The organism is Rhodococcus sp. OS5, assembly GCF_056837585.1.
Window position 1 is genome coordinate 6,079,809 of sequence record NZ_CM166368.1, and the last position, 17,311, is coordinate 6,097,119.

General features: G+C 61.6%; 18 protein-coding genes. 9 read left to right on the top strand and 9 right to left on the bottom strand.

Going from position 1 to position 17,311, the window contains the following annotated elements; genetic code table 11:
* The first annotated feature begins 1 nt into the window (after window position 1).
* The 4 genes from ACVZUB_RS28465 (at window position 2) to ACVZUB_RS28480 (ending at window position 4,170) form a co-directional block, all read left to right on the top strand.
* Window positions 2-643, top strand: a complete 642-nt coding sequence (locus tag ACVZUB_RS28465; RefSeq protein WP_054188302.1) for a histidine phosphatase family protein — start codon at window positions 2-4, stop codon at window positions 641-643.
* Complete coding sequence (locus ACVZUB_RS28470; RefSeq protein ID WP_054188303.1) at window positions 643-1,827, top strand: winged helix DNA-binding domain-containing protein; 1,185 nt, start codon at window positions 643-645, stop codon at window positions 1,825-1,827. Before ACVZUB_RS28465 ends, ACVZUB_RS28470 begins: the two co-directional genes overlap by 1 nt.
* A 133-nt stretch (window positions 1,828-1,960) precedes the next feature.
* Window positions 1,961-3,436: an aldehyde dehydrogenase family protein gene (locus tag ACVZUB_RS28475; protein WP_482627989.1), complete on the top strand. Its 1,476-nt coding sequence runs from the start codon at window positions 1,961-1,963 to the stop codon at window positions 3,434-3,436.
* Window positions 3,433-4,170 carry an SDR family oxidoreductase gene (locus tag ACVZUB_RS28480; protein ID WP_054188305.1) on the top strand — a complete coding sequence of 246 codons (738 nt, stop codon included), beginning with the start codon at window positions 3,433-3,435 and terminating at the stop codon, window positions 4,168-4,170. The genes ACVZUB_RS28475 and ACVZUB_RS28480 overlap by 4 nt, the downstream gene beginning before the upstream one ends.
* 82 nt (window positions 4,171-4,252) lie before the next feature.
* Here the strand turns inward: ACVZUB_RS28480 and ACVZUB_RS28485 are convergent, their stop codons facing one another.
* Window positions 4,253-4,894, bottom strand: coding sequence for a TetR/AcrR family transcriptional regulator (locus ACVZUB_RS28485; RefSeq protein WP_058038428.1), 642 nt, complete (start codon window positions 4,892-4,894; stop codon window positions 4,253-4,255).
* A gap of 293 nt (window positions 4,895-5,187) precedes the next feature.
* Here ACVZUB_RS28485 and ACVZUB_RS28490 point away from each other — a divergent pair, with 293 nt between their 5' ends.
* Window positions 5,188-6,537, top strand: coding sequence for a lipase family protein (locus tag ACVZUB_RS28490; RefSeq protein ID WP_058038488.1), 1,350 nt, complete (start codon window positions 5,188-5,190; stop codon window positions 6,535-6,537).
* Between the two features lie 17 nt (window positions 6,538-6,554).
* On the opposite strand, the gene ACVZUB_RS28495 is transcribed toward ACVZUB_RS28490, so the two are convergent.
* From ACVZUB_RS28495 to fepB, 5 genes are all read right to left on the bottom strand, one after another.
* Complete coding sequence (locus tag ACVZUB_RS28495; protein WP_058038429.1) at window positions 6,555-7,397, bottom strand: siderophore-interacting protein; 843 nt, start codon at window positions 7,395-7,397, stop codon at window positions 6,555-6,557.
* Window positions 7,398-7,418: 21 nt separating this feature from the next.
* Entirely contained in the window at window positions 7,419-8,243 is an 825-nt protein-coding gene (locus ACVZUB_RS28500; protein ID WP_482627990.1) for an ABC transporter ATP-binding protein, read from the bottom strand.
* Between the two features lie 24 nt (window positions 8,244-8,267).
* Complete coding sequence (locus ACVZUB_RS28505; protein ID WP_333821967.1) at window positions 8,268-9,233, bottom strand: iron chelate uptake ABC transporter family permease subunit; 966 nt, start codon at window positions 9,231-9,233, stop codon at window positions 8,268-8,270.
* Between the two features lie 86 nt (window positions 9,234-9,319).
* Window positions 9,320-10,366, bottom strand: coding sequence for a FecCD family ABC transporter permease (locus ACVZUB_RS28510; RefSeq protein WP_482627991.1), 1,047 nt, complete (start codon window positions 10,364-10,366; stop codon window positions 9,320-9,322).
* 4 nt (window positions 10,367-10,370) lie between these two features.
* Entirely contained in the window at window positions 10,371-11,384 is a 1,014-nt protein-coding gene (gene fepB / locus ACVZUB_RS28515) for a Fe2+-enterobactin ABC transporter substrate-binding protein (RefSeq protein ID WP_007735706.1), read from the bottom strand.
* Between the two features lie 105 nt (window positions 11,385-11,489).
* Here fepB and ACVZUB_RS28520 point away from each other — a divergent pair, with 105 nt between their 5' ends.
* On the top strand, window positions 11,490-13,106 hold the full coding sequence (locus ACVZUB_RS28520; RefSeq protein WP_482627992.1) for a helix-turn-helix domain-containing protein: 1,617 nt from the start codon (window positions 11,490-11,492) through the stop codon (window positions 13,104-13,106).
* Here ACVZUB_RS28520 and ACVZUB_RS28525 read toward each other — a convergent pair.
* Window positions 13,094-13,471: a VOC family protein gene (locus ACVZUB_RS28525; protein ID WP_030537422.1), complete on the bottom strand. Its 378-nt coding sequence runs from the start codon at window positions 13,469-13,471 to the stop codon at window positions 13,094-13,096. The two genes, ACVZUB_RS28520 and ACVZUB_RS28525, sit on opposite strands and share 13 nt — an antisense overlap.
* A gap of 100 nt (window positions 13,472-13,571) precedes the next feature.
* Here ACVZUB_RS28525 and ACVZUB_RS28530 point away from each other — a divergent pair, with 100 nt between their 5' ends.
* The 3 genes from ACVZUB_RS28530 (at window position 13,572) to ACVZUB_RS28540 (ending at window position 15,182) form a co-directional block, all read left to right on the top strand.
* The gene (locus ACVZUB_RS28530; RefSeq protein ID WP_007735703.1) at window positions 13,572-14,297 is read left to right on the top strand and encodes a TetR/AcrR family transcriptional regulator; all 726 of its coding nucleotides are present in this window, start codon (window positions 13,572-13,574) and stop codon (window positions 14,295-14,297) included.
* On the top strand, window positions 14,294-14,731 hold the full coding sequence (locus tag ACVZUB_RS28535) for a hypothetical protein (protein WP_007735701.1): 438 nt from the start codon (window positions 14,294-14,296) through the stop codon (window positions 14,729-14,731). The genes ACVZUB_RS28530 and ACVZUB_RS28535 overlap by 4 nt, the downstream gene beginning before the upstream one ends.
* An 88-nt stretch (window positions 14,732-14,819) precedes the next feature.
* Window positions 14,820-15,182 carry a hypothetical protein gene (locus ACVZUB_RS28540; protein WP_482627993.1) on the top strand — a complete coding sequence of 121 codons (363 nt, stop codon included), beginning with the start codon at window positions 14,820-14,822 and terminating at the stop codon, window positions 15,180-15,182.
* Window positions 15,183-15,189: 7 nt separating this feature from the next.
* Here ACVZUB_RS28540 and ACVZUB_RS28545 read toward each other — a convergent pair whose 3' ends face one another.
* Together ACVZUB_RS28545 and ACVZUB_RS28550 are read right to left on the bottom strand one after the other, a co-directional pair.
* Entirely contained in the window at window positions 15,190-16,827 is a 1,638-nt protein-coding gene (locus ACVZUB_RS28545) for an AMP-binding protein (RefSeq protein ID WP_482627994.1), read from the bottom strand.
* Between the two features lie 14 nt (window positions 16,828-16,841).
* Window positions 16,842-17,306, bottom strand: a complete 465-nt coding sequence (locus ACVZUB_RS28550) for a MaoC family dehydratase (protein WP_083056207.1) — start codon at window positions 17,304-17,306, stop codon at window positions 16,842-16,844.
* Window positions 17,307-17,311 lie beyond the last annotated feature (5 nt).

Here is a 17,311-nt window from a genome sequence, read left to right on the forward strand (position 1 = left end):
CATGCAGGATCTTTACGTCGTCACTCATCCTCATGCCGAACACACAGCGCAGGACGTAGTCGGCGGTTGGCACAATTCGGTTCTCACCCCCGCTGGTCGGCGCGATGCAGGTTTGATCGCCGAAGCGCTGAAACGACGACGCACAGGAACTTCGCGCCCGGTCCGCATCACCTCGTCCGACCTCAATCGTTGCACCGAGACATCCACGATCATCGCCCGGACACTCGATGCTCCGGCGACAACGGATTCACGATTGCGCGAAATCAGCTTCGGCGAAGCCGAAGGACGCCCGAACTCGTGGCTGGCCCAGCGGCAGGTCCCGGCCCCTGACAACAACCGCCTCGATCACCGTGGCCCCGTTGCCGGTGCCGAGACCCGCCGCGACATCGCATCAAGGGTTCACGAGTGCATGTGCGAACTGATGGACGATCTCGATCACGATCACATCGTCGTAACCCACGGCTTTGCACACACATTCGTCGTCTCCGCCTGGCTACAGATTCCCGTCGAAGCCGCAGGATTTGCGACCTTCGCGACCACCCCGGGTGCAATCACACATCTCCGACACGACGACTACTGGCGCAACCGAACCCTCGTGCAACTAGCTGATACGACGCACCTGGACTGTGGCACGATGGCCTGATGCGCCATGTCTCCGACGACGAACGCCGTGCTCGCATAGGAGTACGTCATGCGCTGGAGCCAATGTTTCACGTCGATTCGCCGGAAGCTGCCACGCGGGCGATGACGGTACTGCACGCCACCGAGTCAGCGACGGTCTATCTGTCTTGCTGGGCGAGGGTTCGGTCCGTGGACGCCGCCGACGTCGACCGCGCCCTGTACGACCAACGCAGTCTCGTGAAGCAATTGGCAATGCGCCGCACACTCTTCACCTTTCCCCGCGACTTGCTGCCGGCCGCGTGGTCGAGTGCGTCCGCCCGCGTCGCGAACACCGAGCGGGCACGAATGGCCAAGGATGTCGTCAAGGCCGGACTCGCCGTCGACGGCAACGACTGGCTCGATCGCGCACGGACGGAAGTGCTGAAGTTGCTCACCGATAGGCCTGAAGGGCTTTCAGCGGTAGAGATTCGTCAGGCCGTGCCGATGATAGACGTCAAGGTCGAGGGTTCGGCAGGTGAAATCTGGTCGGCACCCAGGGTTCTCACGCATCTCGGGGCGACCGCAGACATCATGCGCGGCACCAACACCGCCCGCTTCCCCGTCTCACGCCCACTGTGGACTCTCACTCGACACTGGCTCGACGACGCCCCCGTCGATCTCGAATCTGCAGACGGCTATCGAGAAATAGTCCGCCGTTGGCTCTACACCTTCGGACCGGGCACGGAAGACGACATCGTCTGGTGGCTGGGCTCGACGAAGACGGTCGTCCGGGCCGCCCTCGCCGAACTCGACGCCGTTGCAGTCTCACTCGACGGAGGCGACACCGGCTGGTTGCTACCCGATGACGTCGCCACGGTGCCTGATCCAGGTCCTTGGGTGGCACTCCTACCGGTGCTCGACCCGACGATCATGGGGTGGAAGAACCGTGACTTCTACCTCGGCCCGCACCGCAACCAACTCTTCGACACCCGCGGTAATGCCGGCACCACCGCTTGGGTCGACGGTCGCGTCGTAGGGTGCTGGATCCAAGACGAAACCGGTGTGGTGCACGTCCGATTGCTCGAGACCGTGTCAGCGTCTGCGCGACGTTCTCTCGATGCCGAGGCGGCGCGCCTCACCGAGTGGCTGGGCGGCGTCAGAATCGGCACGGGGTACGTCTCACGGGCTATGAAGCAGGCGGCTGAAATTGCTGGAGCCACGCCTTGACTATGTGACCAGAACACTGTTCTAGCTGGTCTTTCTGCTAACGCCATCCATACGCGGCAAGGCAACCATCGACAAGTGTACGAAACGTACAGTACACTTCGAACTTCACCGATTGACCGATCTAGGAGGATCCATGGAAGGTCAAGCAGTTCGTGAATACGGTGCGTACATCGATGGAGCGTTCCGAGCCATCGGCACATCCACCTTCGAGGCGCGTGACGCCGCTTCCGGCGCTCTACTCGCCACACTGTCCCGATGCGGGGCAGAAGAAATCAATGATGCGGTCGAAGCCGCCGGGCGGGCATTTCCTGCATGGGCGAACCTGACCACTGAAGAACGATCCGCAAAAATCTTGCAGTTTGCCGCGCTCGTGGAGGATCGAACCGAAGAGCTTGCCCAACTCGAGTGCAGGGATACCGGGCGGCATATCAGGGAGATGCGAGAGGACTATCGAGCCGCCGTCTCACACCTGCGATACTTTGCGTCAATCTCGTTGGCCCACCATGGCTTCGGCCGCGAGTTGGCATCGGGATACCTGGTCGCGAAGCGAGTGCCATTGGGCGTATGTGGACAGATCATTCCCTGGAATGATCCCGTGGTGATGACGGCATTCAAGATCGCGCCGGCTCTCGCAGCCGGAAACACCGTCGTACTCAAACCTGATGAAAATGCCTGTGTTTCAGTCATGGAGCTGGCCAGGATCGCCGCCGACGTGTTTCCCGCAGGCGTTTTCAATGTTGTCCCTGGTCTTGGCGAGGAAGCCGGCGCAGCCTTGATAGACCATCCGAAGGTCAGCAAACTCGCTTTCACCGGAAGCACCGAAGTCGGCCGACTCGTGGCACACGCCGCAGCATCCCGGCTGATCTCGACCACTCTCGAACTCGGCGGCAAGAGTCCCAGCATCGTGTTTCCTGATATCGAGGACATCGATGCAGTGGTCGCCGATGCCACCGCGGGTGTCCTCATGTGCAACGGCCAATCCTGCCTGGCCGGAACACGTCTCTTCATCCACGAGGATATCTATGACGCCTTCGTGGAAAAACTCGTCGCAGGATTCCGATCATTGCGAGTCGGGCCACCACTCGAGGAGGACACCGAACTGAGTGGATTAATCCACAAGGAACATGCCGATCGTGTGATCTCGATGATCAATTCCGGAATCGAAGAAGGCGCACAAGTACTTACCGGCGGCAACCGAACAGTAGTGCCGGGATTCGAAGCCGGAAACTTCGTCGAACCGACAATTCTGGAGGTCACGAACTCGATGCGAATTGCGCAGGACGAAATCTTCGGGCCTGTTTTGTGCGTCCTCAAGTGGAACAATTACGAGCAAGTGATCACAGAAGCCAACGACACTCCATACGGACTCGCTGCTGGGATCTATACCTCGAACCTGAAGAACGCCATGGAAACCGCGGACCGTCTCGATGCGGGCTGCGTCTGGATCAATCAGTACTTCAATCTGGGAGGCGGCGTCCCCTTCGGCGGATTCAAGGAAAGCGGTCTCGGGCGAGAGTTCTGCCTCGAGACGCTCAACGAATACACCCAACTCAAATCCATCACTGTCGCCACGTCGACGCCCACGACAAACCAAGGAAACACACATTGAATATCTCGGGAAATACCATCTTCATTGCCGGCGGAACCTCCGGTATCGGGCTCGCACTTGCAGTGGCATTGCAGAACGAGGGGAACAAGGTAATCATCGGTGGACGGCGATCCACTCTGCTGCAAGAGATCTCGAGCAAGCATCCGAAGATCAGTACCGTCGTCATCGACGTAGACGACCCGAAATCCATTCGAACGGCGTATGAATCCGTAACGGAGGACTTTCCCGATCTGAACGTCCTTGTGACGATGTCGGGAATCATGTACCCGGAGGACCTGAAGAACCCGGACTTCCTCGACGTCGCCGAACGAACGATCACGACGAACCTACTCGGGACTATTCGACTGGTCGGCCAGTTCATTCCGCATCTGTTGACGAAGCCGACCGCCACCATCGTCACTGTGTCATCCGCCGTCGGCTTCGTCCCACTTCCCATCACGCCCACGTACAACGCCACGAAAGCTGCCGTTCATCTCTTCACCGAGAGCATGCGCGTTCAACTCGCCGATACTTCGATCCAGTGCATCGAACTCATCCCACCGGGCGTCCGCACCACACTGATGAACCAGGAGAACTCGGAATCGGCTCTACCCCTTGATGATTACATCGAAGAAACCATTGCTCTACTGAAAGCTGACGACAACGCCACAGAGATTGTGGTCGAAGCGGCCAAGCCACTTCGTCATGCCGAGATCAACGGTGAGTACCAGAACGTGCTGAAAATGCTCAGCTGACAGTGCCGAGTTGACACACATCGCGCAACGCTGGAGAGGGCAGTACCCTCTCCAGCACAAAGGATTTCAGCGAATATCCCCTTTAGACACCGTTCCGGAGTCCACGAACTGCATGATCGATGATCGAGCGCACCGTGTTGTCGTCGATACTCGCGTGCCCCACCAACATCCGGTAGATCAAGGGACCGAAGAAGAGATCGATCGCTTCCTCGATCTCGATGTCGTCGCGGAAGTATCCGGACTCAACACATCGTCGAATCAGTTCGGCGAAGCCGCGACGACGTTCGTCGAGGAAGAAGGTACGGAAGTATGCAGCCGTCGTCGGGTCGTTGGCACACGCGCCGACAAGTTCGGCAAAGATCGACCCGAGTGGACCTCGGTAGAACCTTCCGATGTCCTCGAGGTAATCGTTCAAATCGTCTTGCGCACTGTCGGTCTCCGGAAACGTCAAGTGCCGGGCCATGAGCACACCGAACGCTTCAGCGGCGATCGCCTGCCGCGACGGCCAGTGCCGATACAGCGTGACTTTGCTGACGCCCGATTGCTCGGAGATCGCATCGATGGTCGCCGCCTTCATTCCCCCGGATTTCAGAAGCGCTTCCGCTGACCGAAGGGCCTTCTCGTGGGCCGCCTCGCTACGTGCACCGCTCGGAGGAGTGAGCAGTCCAGCCTGGGCGCCGGCCGAGTCTCGAAACACGCCGTCATCGGGAGCGCGCTTACCCATGTCCACTCCTTCGTCCTTCAATACCGTGCAGCACAGAACATTTCCCGGAATCGGACAACCCGGAACAGCCCAAGGCAGCAGCTCGTCGCGACAGCTACTAGTCGTATCGTACACATGGCACCCTGAGCAGAATTAGCAAGGCCACTTCAAAGATCTCAATCACATTGCGTCCATGCATGATTCAAACAACCGGCGCAAGCCTCTCGTTTATTACTCAAAAGTAAGATAACGTGTGGTCGTCATCACACCAGCCCGTCAAGTACCGAGAGACATACGAAACCGAAGGGTCGATCGTGGCATCAAAGATTCTCTTTCAGGGAGCGGTGGCGCTGACAGCCATTGCACTCACAGGCATCACAGCACCTACTGTCGCCGCGCAACCGTCGGCGGATTCCTTCTATCAGTACGACGGTTCGGCACCGCTGTCGTCGTATCAGCCTGGGGCCGTGCTCAAAACGAGAACCTTGCCCTATCACGTCGTCAACATTCCTACCCCGTTGCAAGCCGTACAGGTGTTGTACCGGTCGACCGACGCTCTCGGCCGGCCGTCTGCGAATGTCACATCGATTCTTCGACCACCCAATGCCCAGCCGGACAAAGTTGTCTCGTTCCAGTCTGCCTACGATTCGCTGAACCCGGAAGACGGACCGTCACGAGCAATCGCGGGGGACACCCCGATCGGCAGCCTTACCGTCAGCGGGCGCAATGTCGCCTTCGGCGGGACTCTCGCTTCCGGCGAAGCCGTCATGTTCGGTCCTCTACTGGCGCTGGGCTACACCGTCGTCATTCCCGACACCGAGGGCCCGAACGCGGACTTCGCGGCAGGACCCGAATACGGAATGATGACTCTCGACTCCCTCCGTGCCGCTCGCAACACATCCGAGACAGGTATTTCCGACTCAGCCGAGATCGGTCTGATGGGATACTCGGGCGGAGCAATCGCCACCAACTGGGCGTCCATCCTCGCGCCGGACTACGCCCCGGACATCAACGAGGACCTGATCGGCGCCGCCCAGGGTGGTCTGTTGGTCAACCCGGCAAACAACCTCCGGTACGCAAACGGAAGCATCGGTTGGGCAGGCGTTGTCGGGATGGCGGTCGTCGGACTTGCCCGTGCCTACGACATAGATTTCGACCCGTATCTGGGCGATCGCGGACGCGAACTCCTACCTCGGATCGAGGATGCCTCGATCGGGAACGTCATCCTGCAGTACCCGGGGGTGACCTGGCAGGACCTTGCCAAACCAGAGTATGCGAACCCCAACTCGGTGCCCGAGTACGTCGACGTGGCCAACAAGATCAACATGGGCAACGCGCCGATACCCACCATCCCGATGTTCATCGCTCAAGCCGCAAACGGAGCCCTCGAGGGCACCCAGCCAGGTGGACCGGGCGTCGGCCCTGGCGACGGAGTCATGGTTGCCGGGGACGTCCGCTCACTCGCCACTCGCTATTGCGACGCAGGTTTGTCCATCCAGTACGACCAGTACGACACCATCAGTCACGTTCCGGGTGGCGCGCTGTGGCTCCCCGGCGCCATCACCTGGCTCAACGACCGTTTCAACGGAAATCAGTTGCCGAACAACTGCTCGAACATCGCACCGGGCAATTCCCTGGCGCCGGAAGAACACGCGGTGGGCTGACGAATCCAACAGTCGCATCAGATACCGATTGCCAGATCGTCGATGTCTGCGAGCGTGCCGCCGTTTTCGAGGATGCTCGTGTAGTTCCGAAGTCGGTTCTGATCTATCTCGGTAGTGCTGACCCCTCGCTTCCAGTACCCGAAGACAACTACATCGTCCTTCGCCAGGCCGACTGTCTTGCGGAAATGCGCTCGAATGGCTCGCATCTCGTCCCGTTCCCCGGCACCCCACACCGCGTAGTCTCCCGGGTTATCGAGTTCGACGGCGTACCCGGCGAGGCCGTCTTCGACATGGTGCAGCTCGAGGCCGGGGATCACGGGTAGTTCCGCGAAAGCCTCGGCGTCACCGGTGGCGACCCAGCCGACGCCGGTCAGTCCCTCGGGCCACTGAAGCAGAATCGAATAGAGGGCAGGTATCGCGGTATCGTCGGCGAACAGTGCGACGCGGCGCCCGGCGATCTCGGGAACGAGGAAGTGCGGGCGAGGACCGGTGAGTGAGAACGTGTCACCCACACGCAGGTCGGCGGCCCACCTCATCATCGGGCTGGTGTGGCCGTGCAGCACTACGTCGAAGGTCATCGAACTGCTCGGCGCGTTGCAGGTGCGCACCGTGTAGACGCGAGAGACGTCGCCGTACTGCGGACCGAGCTGGATGCGAAATGCGACGTTGGGCCGCAACCAATTCGGGTCGTCCGCCGACGAAGTCAACTGGACGGCGATGCGCAAGATGCTCTCGGTCGGCCGTTCGACGCGTTCGACGACGGCAACCACGTCGTTGAGACCGCGGTCGTGGTCTTCTCCGCGTGGCGCCTTTGCCGACGCAGACGTTTCAGTTTCTTCAGGTCGAGATGCGGTAGTCATTGATATCTCCTGATCGGTGGTTCAGTTGTGGACGGGTAGCTGACTGACAGGTCTTCGATCACGCGGAACAACAAGTGGCCGTCCGGTTTCCGGGTCTTCGAGAACCAGCGCCTCGAGGTCGAAGACTTCGCGCAGTAACTCAGGGGTGAAGACGTCCGAGGCACTGCCCTGCATGACAATTTTTCCGGACCGCATGGCAACTACGTGCGTGGCATATCTGGCCGCGAGGTTCAGGTCGTGCAGGACCGCGACCAATGTTCGACCGGACTGGTGGAGTTGGGAACAGAGGTCGAGAACCTCGATCTGGTGTGCGATGTCGAGAAAGGTGGTCGGTTCGTCGAGCAACAACACCGGGGTGCGCTGCGCAAGCGTCATGGCGATCCATACCCGCTGACGTTGTCCCCCACTCAGCTCGTCCACCGATTGGTCTGCTGCATATCGCATTCCGACTTCATTCAGGGCCTCGGAGACAACATGCTCGTCTTCGGGTGACCACTGGCGCAGCATGCTCTGATACGGATATCGGCCGCGGGATACGAGGTCTGCGACACTGATCGCTCCAGGAGAGAGCGGGGACTGTGGCAACAGGGCGATTCGCCGGGCGACTTCTTTGGTTCGATAGGACCGAATATCGTTACCGTCGAGCACAACACGACCCGATCGAGGTGCGAGCATTCTGCCGAGCGCACGCAACAAAGTCGACTTGCCACACCCGTTCGGTCCGACGACGACGGTGAACCCTCCATCGGGGATCTCGAGACTCAACTCGTCCACGATGGTTCGATCGGCGTACCGTAGTTCGATCTTCTCGGCACGCAGCCGCGATGTTGGGGTGGCAGTAGTCATGAATCTCTTTCGTAGCGAGTTTTTTCAGGCCTGACGAGCGAGCAGCCAGATCAGATAGGCACCACCGAGCAGACTGGTGACGAGACCGACCGGAGTGCGGAGACCGACCTCGACCGCTTGCGCGATCAAGTCGGCGCCCGCCAGCAGAACTGCGCCGAGCAGGAAGGAAGTCGCGACAAGAACACCGCTGCGCCGTGCCAACCGTCGTGCGATCTGGGGAGCGGCGAGCGCCACAAATGCGATGGGGCCGGTGGCCGCGGTCGCCGCGCCGGTGAGCGCGACCGCAAGCAGAATGCCGGCAAATCGGTATCGCTCCACGGAGATCCCGAGCGAGGACGCTGCGTCGTCGCCCATCTCCATCATGGTGACGCGCCGGGACACCACGACGAGAGCAGGAACGAGAACACCGACGGCGATCGCAACACTGACCGCGTGTGGCCAACCGCGCCCGGTCAGCGAGCCGGCCGTCCACTGCTGCACAACGGTGGCGTCGTCGATATCCGCACGCACCACCAGGAACGACATCACGGCGCTCAGCATCGCGCCCACGCCGATACCGACCAGGACAAGTCGAAGACCGCCGCTGACGCCGTCTTTGCGTGCCAGCGCGTACACCAGAAGCGCCGTCAGCATGCCGCCGAGAACAGCGGCGCCCGCGGTCTGCAGTACCCCGCCTCCGAAGAAGACGATCTGAACCACGGCTGCAGTCGCAGCGCCGGTGGTGAAACCGATGATGTCCGGCGATCCGAGAACATTGCGCGAAAGCGTCTGGAAAACCGCGCCGGCCACACCGAGGCTTCCGCCCACGCCGATCGCCGTGATCAGCCGCGGCAGCCTGCGATTCTGGACGGACCGAACCGCCGCTGGGGCGCCTTCGCCGTGCAGGGCACGCCATACTTCGCCCAAGGACAGATCCAGGGTTCCATACATCAGCGCGACAAACGAGAGCGCCGCCAATGCCGCACTGATTGTCACGGTTACGAACAGCACTCGCGGAACTATCCGCCACGAGTACGACCCGATTCGAACCACCCAACCGCGGAATAGCGGTGGAACCGGCTGTGCTGCAATCGCATTCACAGCGACGCCACCCGCCGCGAGCGAACAAGCGCAACAAACAAGGGGCCACCGAGCACCGCCACGGCGATCCCCGTCTGCAGATCTCCCGGCGCTGTGGCAACGCGACCGAGAACGTCGGCCAAGAGCAGAAATGCCGGTGCGACAACGAGCACGCACGGCAGAAGAAATCGCAGATCCGGCCCGACGACGCCGCGCACGATGTGCGGTGCAGCCAGGCCCACGAATCCGAGCGGTCCAGCCGCCGCAGTTGCGGCCCCTGCCAGCAGGATGACTGCGACAGCGGATCCGACCCGTGCGGGTCCGGTGCTGGCACCGAGCCCTTTGGCGACATCCTCGCCGAGCGCGATTGCGTTGAGTGGACGAATCAGCAACAACGACAACATGATACCGACGATGACGAAGGGCAGAACAGTGACGATCACGTCTCCGCCGCGGCCTTGCAACGAACCCACTGCCCAAAATCGGAACTGATTGAATGCGGCCTCGTTGCTTATGAGAACCATGCTGGTGAGAGCCGTGATCGCCGTCGCAACAGCGGCACCGGCAAGCGCCATGCGCGCTGGGGTCGCGGCGCTGCGATGCGCCGACCCCAACATGTACACACCTACCGAGGCAACGGCCGCGCCGGCAAGCGCGAACCACAGATAGCCGCCGACCGAAGTCACCCCCAGATAGGCAATCGCAATGACGACTGCTGCTGATGCTCCGGCGTTCACACCGAGTAGTCCCGGATCGGCTAGAGGGTTGCGGGTGATCGACTGCATCAGCGCGCCGGCCAGTCCGAGCGCGGCCCCGACCACAAGCCCGAGAATTGTTCGAGGCAAACGTGATTCGATCACAATCAGGTGCTCGTTGTTACCGGCGTCGTAGGAAAGAACTGCATCGAGGACAGTGGAGACGGGGATGTTGCGTGAGCCGATGACGAGTCCGCCGACGGATGCCAGCACGATTACAACGATGGAGACGAGGACCAACAACCCCGCACGCGCTGCCGTCCCGGACCGCAGTGGCGCTTCGGTCCGGGACTGCACAGAAACACCCACGCGGTCATCCACCGAACGTGGACACCAGCGACTCGACCGTCTGCTTTGCACTGAAGTAGTCGAGACGGAAGGCTGCCGTTCCCATCGCGTATACCCGATCACCCTTGACCGCAGGTTGATTCGCAAGGAGCGGGTCGGCCGCGAGTTGCTTCTCCACGTCCTTGGGCCCCATCGAGACGGCAAACAGCGTCTGCGCCCCGTCTAGTGCGGCAGACATGTTTTCGGAGCTGACGATCGCGACGCCGGAGGCACCCCGCTTGTCCGGAGCGACAAACTGCTCGGCGGGCTCGGCATAGGTGAAGCCGAGCGAGGCCAGCAGATTGCCCTGCGGGCTGTCGGCTCGGAACGTCCAGACACCGTCGGCACCCATGTAGACCAGTGCCGTCACCGGCTGCTCGGGAAGTTTGATCTTCGCGGCTTGGGTGGTGACCCAGCTGTCGTATTCGTCGACGGTTTTGGCGGCCTCGCTCTCGAGTCCGGTGACAGTCCCGAGCTGATCAGCGAGCTCCTCCCAGGAGCTGGCGCCGTAGTCGAGAAGAACAGTGGGTGCGATGTCGCTCAGCTGTGAGTAGGCATCGAGTGTCGAGTCGCCGCCGTTGGCGGAGCCGATGATCAGATCGGGCTCGAAGGTCTCGATCGCGTCGAGGTCCAGCTCGAGATTTCGGTAGAGCACCGCGACGCCACGATCAGCCGCCACGCCCGACCACTGGGAGAAAAACCCCTGGTCATCGGTCATTCCCGACGGCGTTGTCGCCGCACTCGCGACCACCGGCGCTCCGATCGCAAGCAGCGTGCCGGTCAACGACGGCGAGGTGGACACGATCCGAGTCGGCTTTGCAGTGATCTCGGTACTGCGGCCGCCGTGATCGACGGTGCGCGGCCAGCCCTCGGTGGCCCCGGAGGTTTCCTGGGTGCCCTCGGTTCCGGTGTCGCTACCTGACGAATTCGAGCAGCCGGCAAGAGCGAGGGCGACGACCGCGGCGAGTACTGCCGCCGTCGGGCGTAGAGATCTGCGCATGAGTATGTGGCTTTCTGAAGATACGAGAGTGCGCCGCTGCGAACGCAGTCGGCAGAGGTAAAGTTAGCCATACTTAAGTTGCAAGGGTTGTCCAGGAGTGCCAACGTGTTACCACTATCGGGAAGGTCGGACGCAATCGACTTGGGGCCGATCCGCGCCTGCCGCACCGAGCCAAGCATCGGCCGCTCACCGCTGTTGTTCTGGGTTCTCGCAGGTAGTGGACGCGTCAGGACCGGATCGACCGTCTACGAGGTGCCGGCGGGCGAGTTGTTGTGGATCCCGGCGGGCGTGCGATATTCGATGGAGACGGACTCGGATTCCGTCGCGTTTCCCATCCTGCTTCCGCCCTCGAACGGCGTCAGCGCCGGGCCGGCTACCGTGACGCGTCTGCGCGTTCCGCCCGGATGGGAAGACAGACTGATCCACGAGTTCGTTCACAACCTGGGCTATCTGCGCGGCGACGCTGCACACCCGTCGTCCTTGTTCGAAATGATTACCCGGGCCGACGACGGGGCCACCTCGCTGCCGCAATTGCCGCAATCACGGGAAGCGTTCGAGATCGCGCACGCCCTGTTGCGAACACCTGGCACCGACGACACCGAGGCACAATTCGCGAAGCGTGCCGGGATCAGCATTCGAACGCTCCAGCGGTACTTCGTGGAAGAAACCGGCCTCACCTTCACGCGCTGGCGGCTACGAGCTCGGATCGCCGCGTCATTGGAGTACCTGAAGCAGGACCGCGAGATCGGTTGGATTGCAAACGAAGTCGGCTTCGAAACGGGCAGCGGATTCACGCGTGCGTTCCGGGCCCAGATGGGAGAGAGCCCGAGTGACCATCGCCGCCGGGCCCTCTCCGGTCCAACCGATCGCAGCGTGGACACCGACAACGATCAAGCATTGGTCCGCATGCTCGCAGAGCCCAGGCAGCCCGGGGAAACAGCGCCGCCGATACCGGCCAATGCGACGTGGCCGCGCGTCAACGGCGCCCACGTCGCCGTGTGGGTCTACCGAGGCCAAGCCCGGGTGGACGTCGCGGACCGCAGCTGGGAACTGCGCACCGGAGAGGCCATGATTCTTCCTGCAGGCGTCCTCAATACCGTCACGGTTCCGACTGGTTCACTGCTTCTGCCGCTCGGCTTCCGTTCCTCGAACGGGTCGACCGTATCTGCCGACGCCCTCGAGACCGTGCAGTTCTCCCCCGCTGACGAGTTGGCATTGCTGCACACTTTCGTCGCCGCATACACGCCCTTGCGCCCGCGCGGCCACGACAGCGCCACGGCATTCGACATCATCGCCACCGGCCCTCTTGCACAACCGGTTTCGAACACCTCGCCCGCCGATTCGATTGCCACACGACTGGCAGCGACGATCGCCGCCCGCCCGGCCGACCCTCGCACTCTGGACGAGTGGGCGCAAGAGTTCGGTACCGACGCGGCCAGGCTGCGCCGGGAGTTCCGTATCGAAACCGGCACCACGTATCCGCAGTGGCGATCGCTTTCACGGATGACCCAGGCACGCACCCAACTCCAACTCGGGGTTGCACCCGGCACGGTGTCGAGGAACCTGGGTTACGCGCACCTGCCCGCATTCAGCCGAGCGTTTCGCACTGCGCACGGGATCTCACCGCAGCGCTTCCAAGCCCAGTCCGTCGAACGCGCCCTCTGGTTACGTTCTGTGCCGCGCGCCGCGGAGCCGAGCGCTCGGGTTCTTCACACCCACTGAACGAGTTGCCACACGATTCCGTTGGCGTCGACGAACTGGCAGTAACGCTCACCCCACGGTTCCGTCTCCGGTTCGGTGACGACGGAGGCACCTTCAGCAGCGATGCGGGCGAACTCGGCGTCGACATCGTCGACCACGAATGCAATGAGCAAGCCTTGACCGGCCGGACCTGCGACGAAGTCGGGCTTGAACGTCCCGAGCCCGGTGCGCAGGAAGACCACGTTGACCCCGGCATCCGGATGATTCAGGGAAACGAAGCCGTCATCGGCCATGGCCTCGGTGAAACCGAAATGGGTTTTCGCGAAGTCTGCCGATGCGTCGGTGTCGGCGACGTTCAAGGACAGAGCAGTGCTGGTGATTTTCATCGTGGGCCTCCCATGATCGATAAACCTTATGCAGTGCATACAGTATGCACCGTATAAGGTATACCACCGTTGAGGTATTCCCGATTTCTGGAGACGACTGATGGCACGCGAACTGATCGACCTGCTCTGGCGCGATCACCCCCTCGCGCCGAAGGGTGGCACCCGCGGCCCACGAGCGAAGGTCACCACCTCACAGGCGGTCGACGTCGCGATCTCCGTCGCGAATACCGACGGCCTCGACGCCGTGACGGTCCGCCGATTGGCCGCCGAACTCGGAATCTCGGGCATGGCGGTGTACACCCACGTCGGATCCCGCGACGATCTGCTGGTGCTCATGGTCGACGCCGTACACGGACACAGCCCACTCCTGCCGTACGGGAACATGACCTGGCGCCAACGTGTGCGTCGGGTCGCCGAGGAAGAACTTGCCCTCTATACGGAGCATTGGTGGCTCCTGGACATCTCCGATCAGCGCTCCGCGTTGGGTCCGGGAACTATCGCGAAGTACGACCACGAACTTCACGCCTTCGATGGCACGGGACTGAGCGACATCGACCGGGACTCCGCCCTGACATTTGTCGCCGACTTCGCCCGATCCTCGGCGCAAGCGCGGCGCCCTGACCCCCGAGCAGCCGACATGGCCGAGGTGTGGTCGTCCTGGAACCAGCGTCTGGCTGCTTATCTCGGCGACGACTTCCCGCTGGCGCAGCGAGTCGGAGGGGCGGCCGGCGAGGCCAAGAACTCCCCGTACAGCCCCGAGGCGGCCTGGGAGTTCGGGCTGGACCGGGTACTGGACGCCCTGGACGGCCTCATTCACATCGAATGACATTCCTGCAATTCGTGGGAGACAATGTGTCCGTGCAGCGTTTCGGTTGGTCTCGACGGTCCGACGGCGACCCTTCGGTGTTCGAACCGCGAGAGCTGTTGCACGCCTACGAGAATCGATCGACTCGAGAGGTACGAGATTCCGGCGAGCTTCTCATCGAGATTCCGCTGAGCGACGCGAGCATCGTCGAGATCACCGTTCTTGATGCCTCTGCGGGCTGGATCGACTCCCGCGTGCGAGGACTCTGCAGTTCCCTGGACAAGATCGACCGCCGGGCTCAACGCGTACTTCGAGGGGGATTCAGCATCGGCTGGATCGAACTCGAATCGGAGCGCCACGGCGTCATCGACTACTGGGAAAACGGGGTCAACAACGAATACCCCATCTCCATCGTGTGGAATGGAAACTCCTGGGAAGAAGCGGCAACCACCTAGCCTCGAAATCAGCGGAATACATCCGCGAAGACGGGGTAGACGAGTACATACCAGCGGCACATCGACTCAACTCCAGGCGTGGTGGACAATGTTTCTCAGCGACCAGTCAATTCGTCACCACACCCGCCGTTTCGGAGCAGCTCTGTCGCCTTCACACAAGTGGCCTCCGCCCACCGAAACACAGCGCATCGCACGCTGGAGTGAGCGGTCTGAGATGCTCGGCGCGCTGTCGGTACTCCTGTTCTGGGCTTTCGGCTTCGGCATCCTGCTGGGCGTCGGCGCGATCACAACAGGAATCTTCGCGCTCCGACGTCACCCGACGAAGTCTGGCGGGCATCTGCTCTCGAATGCCCGCCAGCTGCCATGGGATGCAATAGTCGGCCTCTTCACCGGATTTATCGGTCTGGCACTGAGCGGCTGGTTCTTCGTCGTGGTCCTACCCAACATGTAGCCCTCTGCTAGCCGAGTCCGTTCGCGGAGGTGGCCAGCGCTCGGAGTTCACGTCGGAGGATCTTGCCGGTAGTGGTGAGCGGCAAGCTGTCGATGAACGTGATCTCCCTCGGGTACTGGTAGAAAGCAAGGCGACTTTTCACGTGGGTCTGCAACTCCGAACGGAGCTCCTCCGAGGAGTTCGACCCCTCGGACAGTACGACAAAAGCGTGAACCGCTTCGCCGCGCAACGGATCCGGAACACCGATGACACCTGCCATGGCTACCTCGTCGTGCGAGAGCAGGCACTCTTCGATCTCTCCGGGGCCGATTCGGTACCCCGCGGACGAAATGACGTCATCGGCACGTCCCTGGTACCAGAAGTTCCCGGCGTCATCAGTCCGACCCAGATCACCGGTGTGAATCCAACCGTCGTACACCTTTTCATCGGTCTTCGACGGCTGGTTCCAATATCCGAGGAACTGTCCGGGGTTGCCTGCCTTCACACAGATCTCGCCTACCTCACCAATCTCGACCGGCTCGCCGAGTGGATCGAGGAGGGTGACTTCGAAGCCGGGGAAGGCGCGGCCCATCGAACCGCTGGCGGGACTCCACTTCGACCGCGACGTGCCGATGGTCAGATTCATTTCCGTCTGCCCGTAGAACTCGTTGACAGCTACGCCGAGAGTGCTCGCAACCCAGGCTTGCAGCGCGTCACCGAGTGCCTCACCACCGGTTCCCAATGCCCGCAGCTGAATACCACGCGCAGCATTCTTGTCGACGCCGATGCTTCGCATCTGCTTGAGGGCAGTGGGAGGAATGAAGGCGCCCGTCACCTTGTGACGGCTCAGAATCTCGACCGCACGCGAAGGCGTGAATTTGTCGGGCGTCGCAACTACGGGGCACCCCAACGCAAGTGCGGGGAACAGTACGTCGAACAAACCACCGATCCAGGCCCAGTCTGCCGGCGTCCAGAAGACGTCTCCCAGCTGCGGAGCATTGTCGAACGCCGTCCGCATACCGGGCATGTGCGCCAGGAGAATTCGGTGCCCGTGGAGCGCGCCTTTCGGATTCCCGGTCGTCCCTGAGGTGTAGATGATGATGGCATGTGAATCGGGGCCCGTGGCTACCAGTTCACTACTTTCTGCGGCATCGTCGACGAGGCTGTGGAAATCGAGGATTTGCACGGGCGTCGAATCGGAGAGCCGATCGAGCCTTCCGACCACGATTACGGCTTCGAGACCCGGTATCTCACCGATTCCGTCGGCAACTCTTTCATAGCAGTCCTTCTCGACCACAAGAACTTTTGCGCCGGAGTCACGCATCCGATGTACTAACGCATCCGATCCGAACTTGACCGAAAGTGGAACGGTGACCATTCCGGATCGGAAGGCGCCCAGATGTGTCGCCAGAACCTCGATTCCCTGTGGGACCATCACACCGACGCGGTCGCCTGAGACGAGGCCGAGATCTGCGAGCACGGTCGCGAACTTTCGGCTCATCGTGGCGACTTCACCGAATGTGTACCGCGCCCAGTGCCCACCGGTGTCTACGACGAGGGCCAGATCATCGGGATTCTGTTCATCGACACATGCGTGCGCAATGTTGAATTGCTCTGGCACAGCCCATTCGAAGTGTTCTGCTTCGAGGTCCTGCCACCATGACATATGCCGCCGAGAACTCACCGAGCACCCACTTCGATTTCGAGGGAATGGGTCTCGCCTACCAGGAATGAGAATTCGCCGGAGAAGACAAGGTCTCCGTCTTGGTTGACGAGTGAGCCTTTCGACGTCACGATCGCGGTCTCACCGTCCGAGCGAGGGCGCACCGACAGCACTTCCGACACCGCATGCACCGAGTCGCCGAGGTAAGTCGGCCGGTGGAATCTGACCTGATCGAGCCCGTAGAAGCACTGCAGGTAACGGGGGTCCAACTCCACCAGGCCGAGCAAGGTGGACAACATGAGAGCACCATGGGCGATCTGGCGACCGAAGCGCGTCTGCTGCGCATAGTCGGGGTCGAGGTGAAGAGGATGGCGGTCCCAGGTGAGGTCGGCGAAATTTCGCACATAGTCTTCGGTGACGACCCGCGGGTCCGTCACCGCAATGTCTCCGACAGAGATCTCTTCGAAACTCTTTGTGATCATTGAAG

Excerpts from the sequence above, each read along its gene's own strand:
- fepB (WP_007735706.1), bottom strand. The coding sequence starts at position 11,384 with ATGCGCAGATCTCTACGCCCGACGGCGGCAGTACTCGCCGCGGTCGTC.
- ACVZUB_RS28550 (WP_083056207.1), bottom strand. The coding sequence starts at position 17,306 with ATGATCACAAAGAGTTTCGAAGAGATCTCTGTCGGAGACATTGCGGTG.
- ACVZUB_RS28485 (WP_058038428.1), bottom strand. The coding sequence starts at position 4,894 with ATGGGTAAGCGCGCTCCCGATGACGGCGTGTTTCGAGACTCGGCCGGC.
- ACVZUB_RS28465 (WP_054188302.1), top strand. The coding sequence starts at position 2 with ATGCAGGATCTTTACGTCGTCACTCATCCTCATGCCGAACACACAGCG.
- ACVZUB_RS28540 (WP_482627993.1), top strand. The coding sequence starts at position 14,820 with ATGTTTCTCAGCGACCAGTCAATTCGTCACCACACCCGCCGTTTCGGA.
- ACVZUB_RS28470 (WP_054188303.1), top strand. The coding sequence starts at position 643 with ATGCGCCATGTCTCCGACGACGAACGCCGTGCTCGCATAGGAGTACGT.
- ACVZUB_RS28475 (WP_482627989.1), top strand. The coding sequence starts at position 1,961 with ATGGAAGGTCAAGCAGTTCGTGAATACGGTGCGTACATCGATGGAGCG.
- ACVZUB_RS28530 (WP_007735703.1), top strand. The coding sequence starts at position 13,572 with ATGGCACGCGAACTGATCGACCTGCTCTGGCGCGATCACCCCCTCGCG.
- ACVZUB_RS28500 (WP_482627990.1), bottom strand. The coding sequence starts at position 8,243 with ATGACTACTGCCACCCCAACATCGCGGCTGCGTGCCGAGAAGATCGAA.
- ACVZUB_RS28525 (WP_030537422.1), bottom strand. The coding sequence starts at position 13,471 with ATGAAAATCACCAGCACTGCTCTGTCCTTGAACGTCGCCGACACCGAC.
- ACVZUB_RS28495 (WP_058038429.1), bottom strand. The coding sequence starts at position 7,397 with ATGACTACCGCATCTCGACCTGAAGAAACTGAAACGTCTGCGTCGGCA.
- ACVZUB_RS28535 (WP_007735701.1), top strand. The coding sequence starts at position 14,294 with ATGACATTCCTGCAATTCGTGGGAGACAATGTGTCCGTGCAGCGTTTC.
- ACVZUB_RS28545 (WP_482627994.1), bottom strand. The coding sequence starts at position 16,827 with ATGTCATGGTGGCAGGACCTCGAAGCAGAACACTTCGAATGGGCTGTG.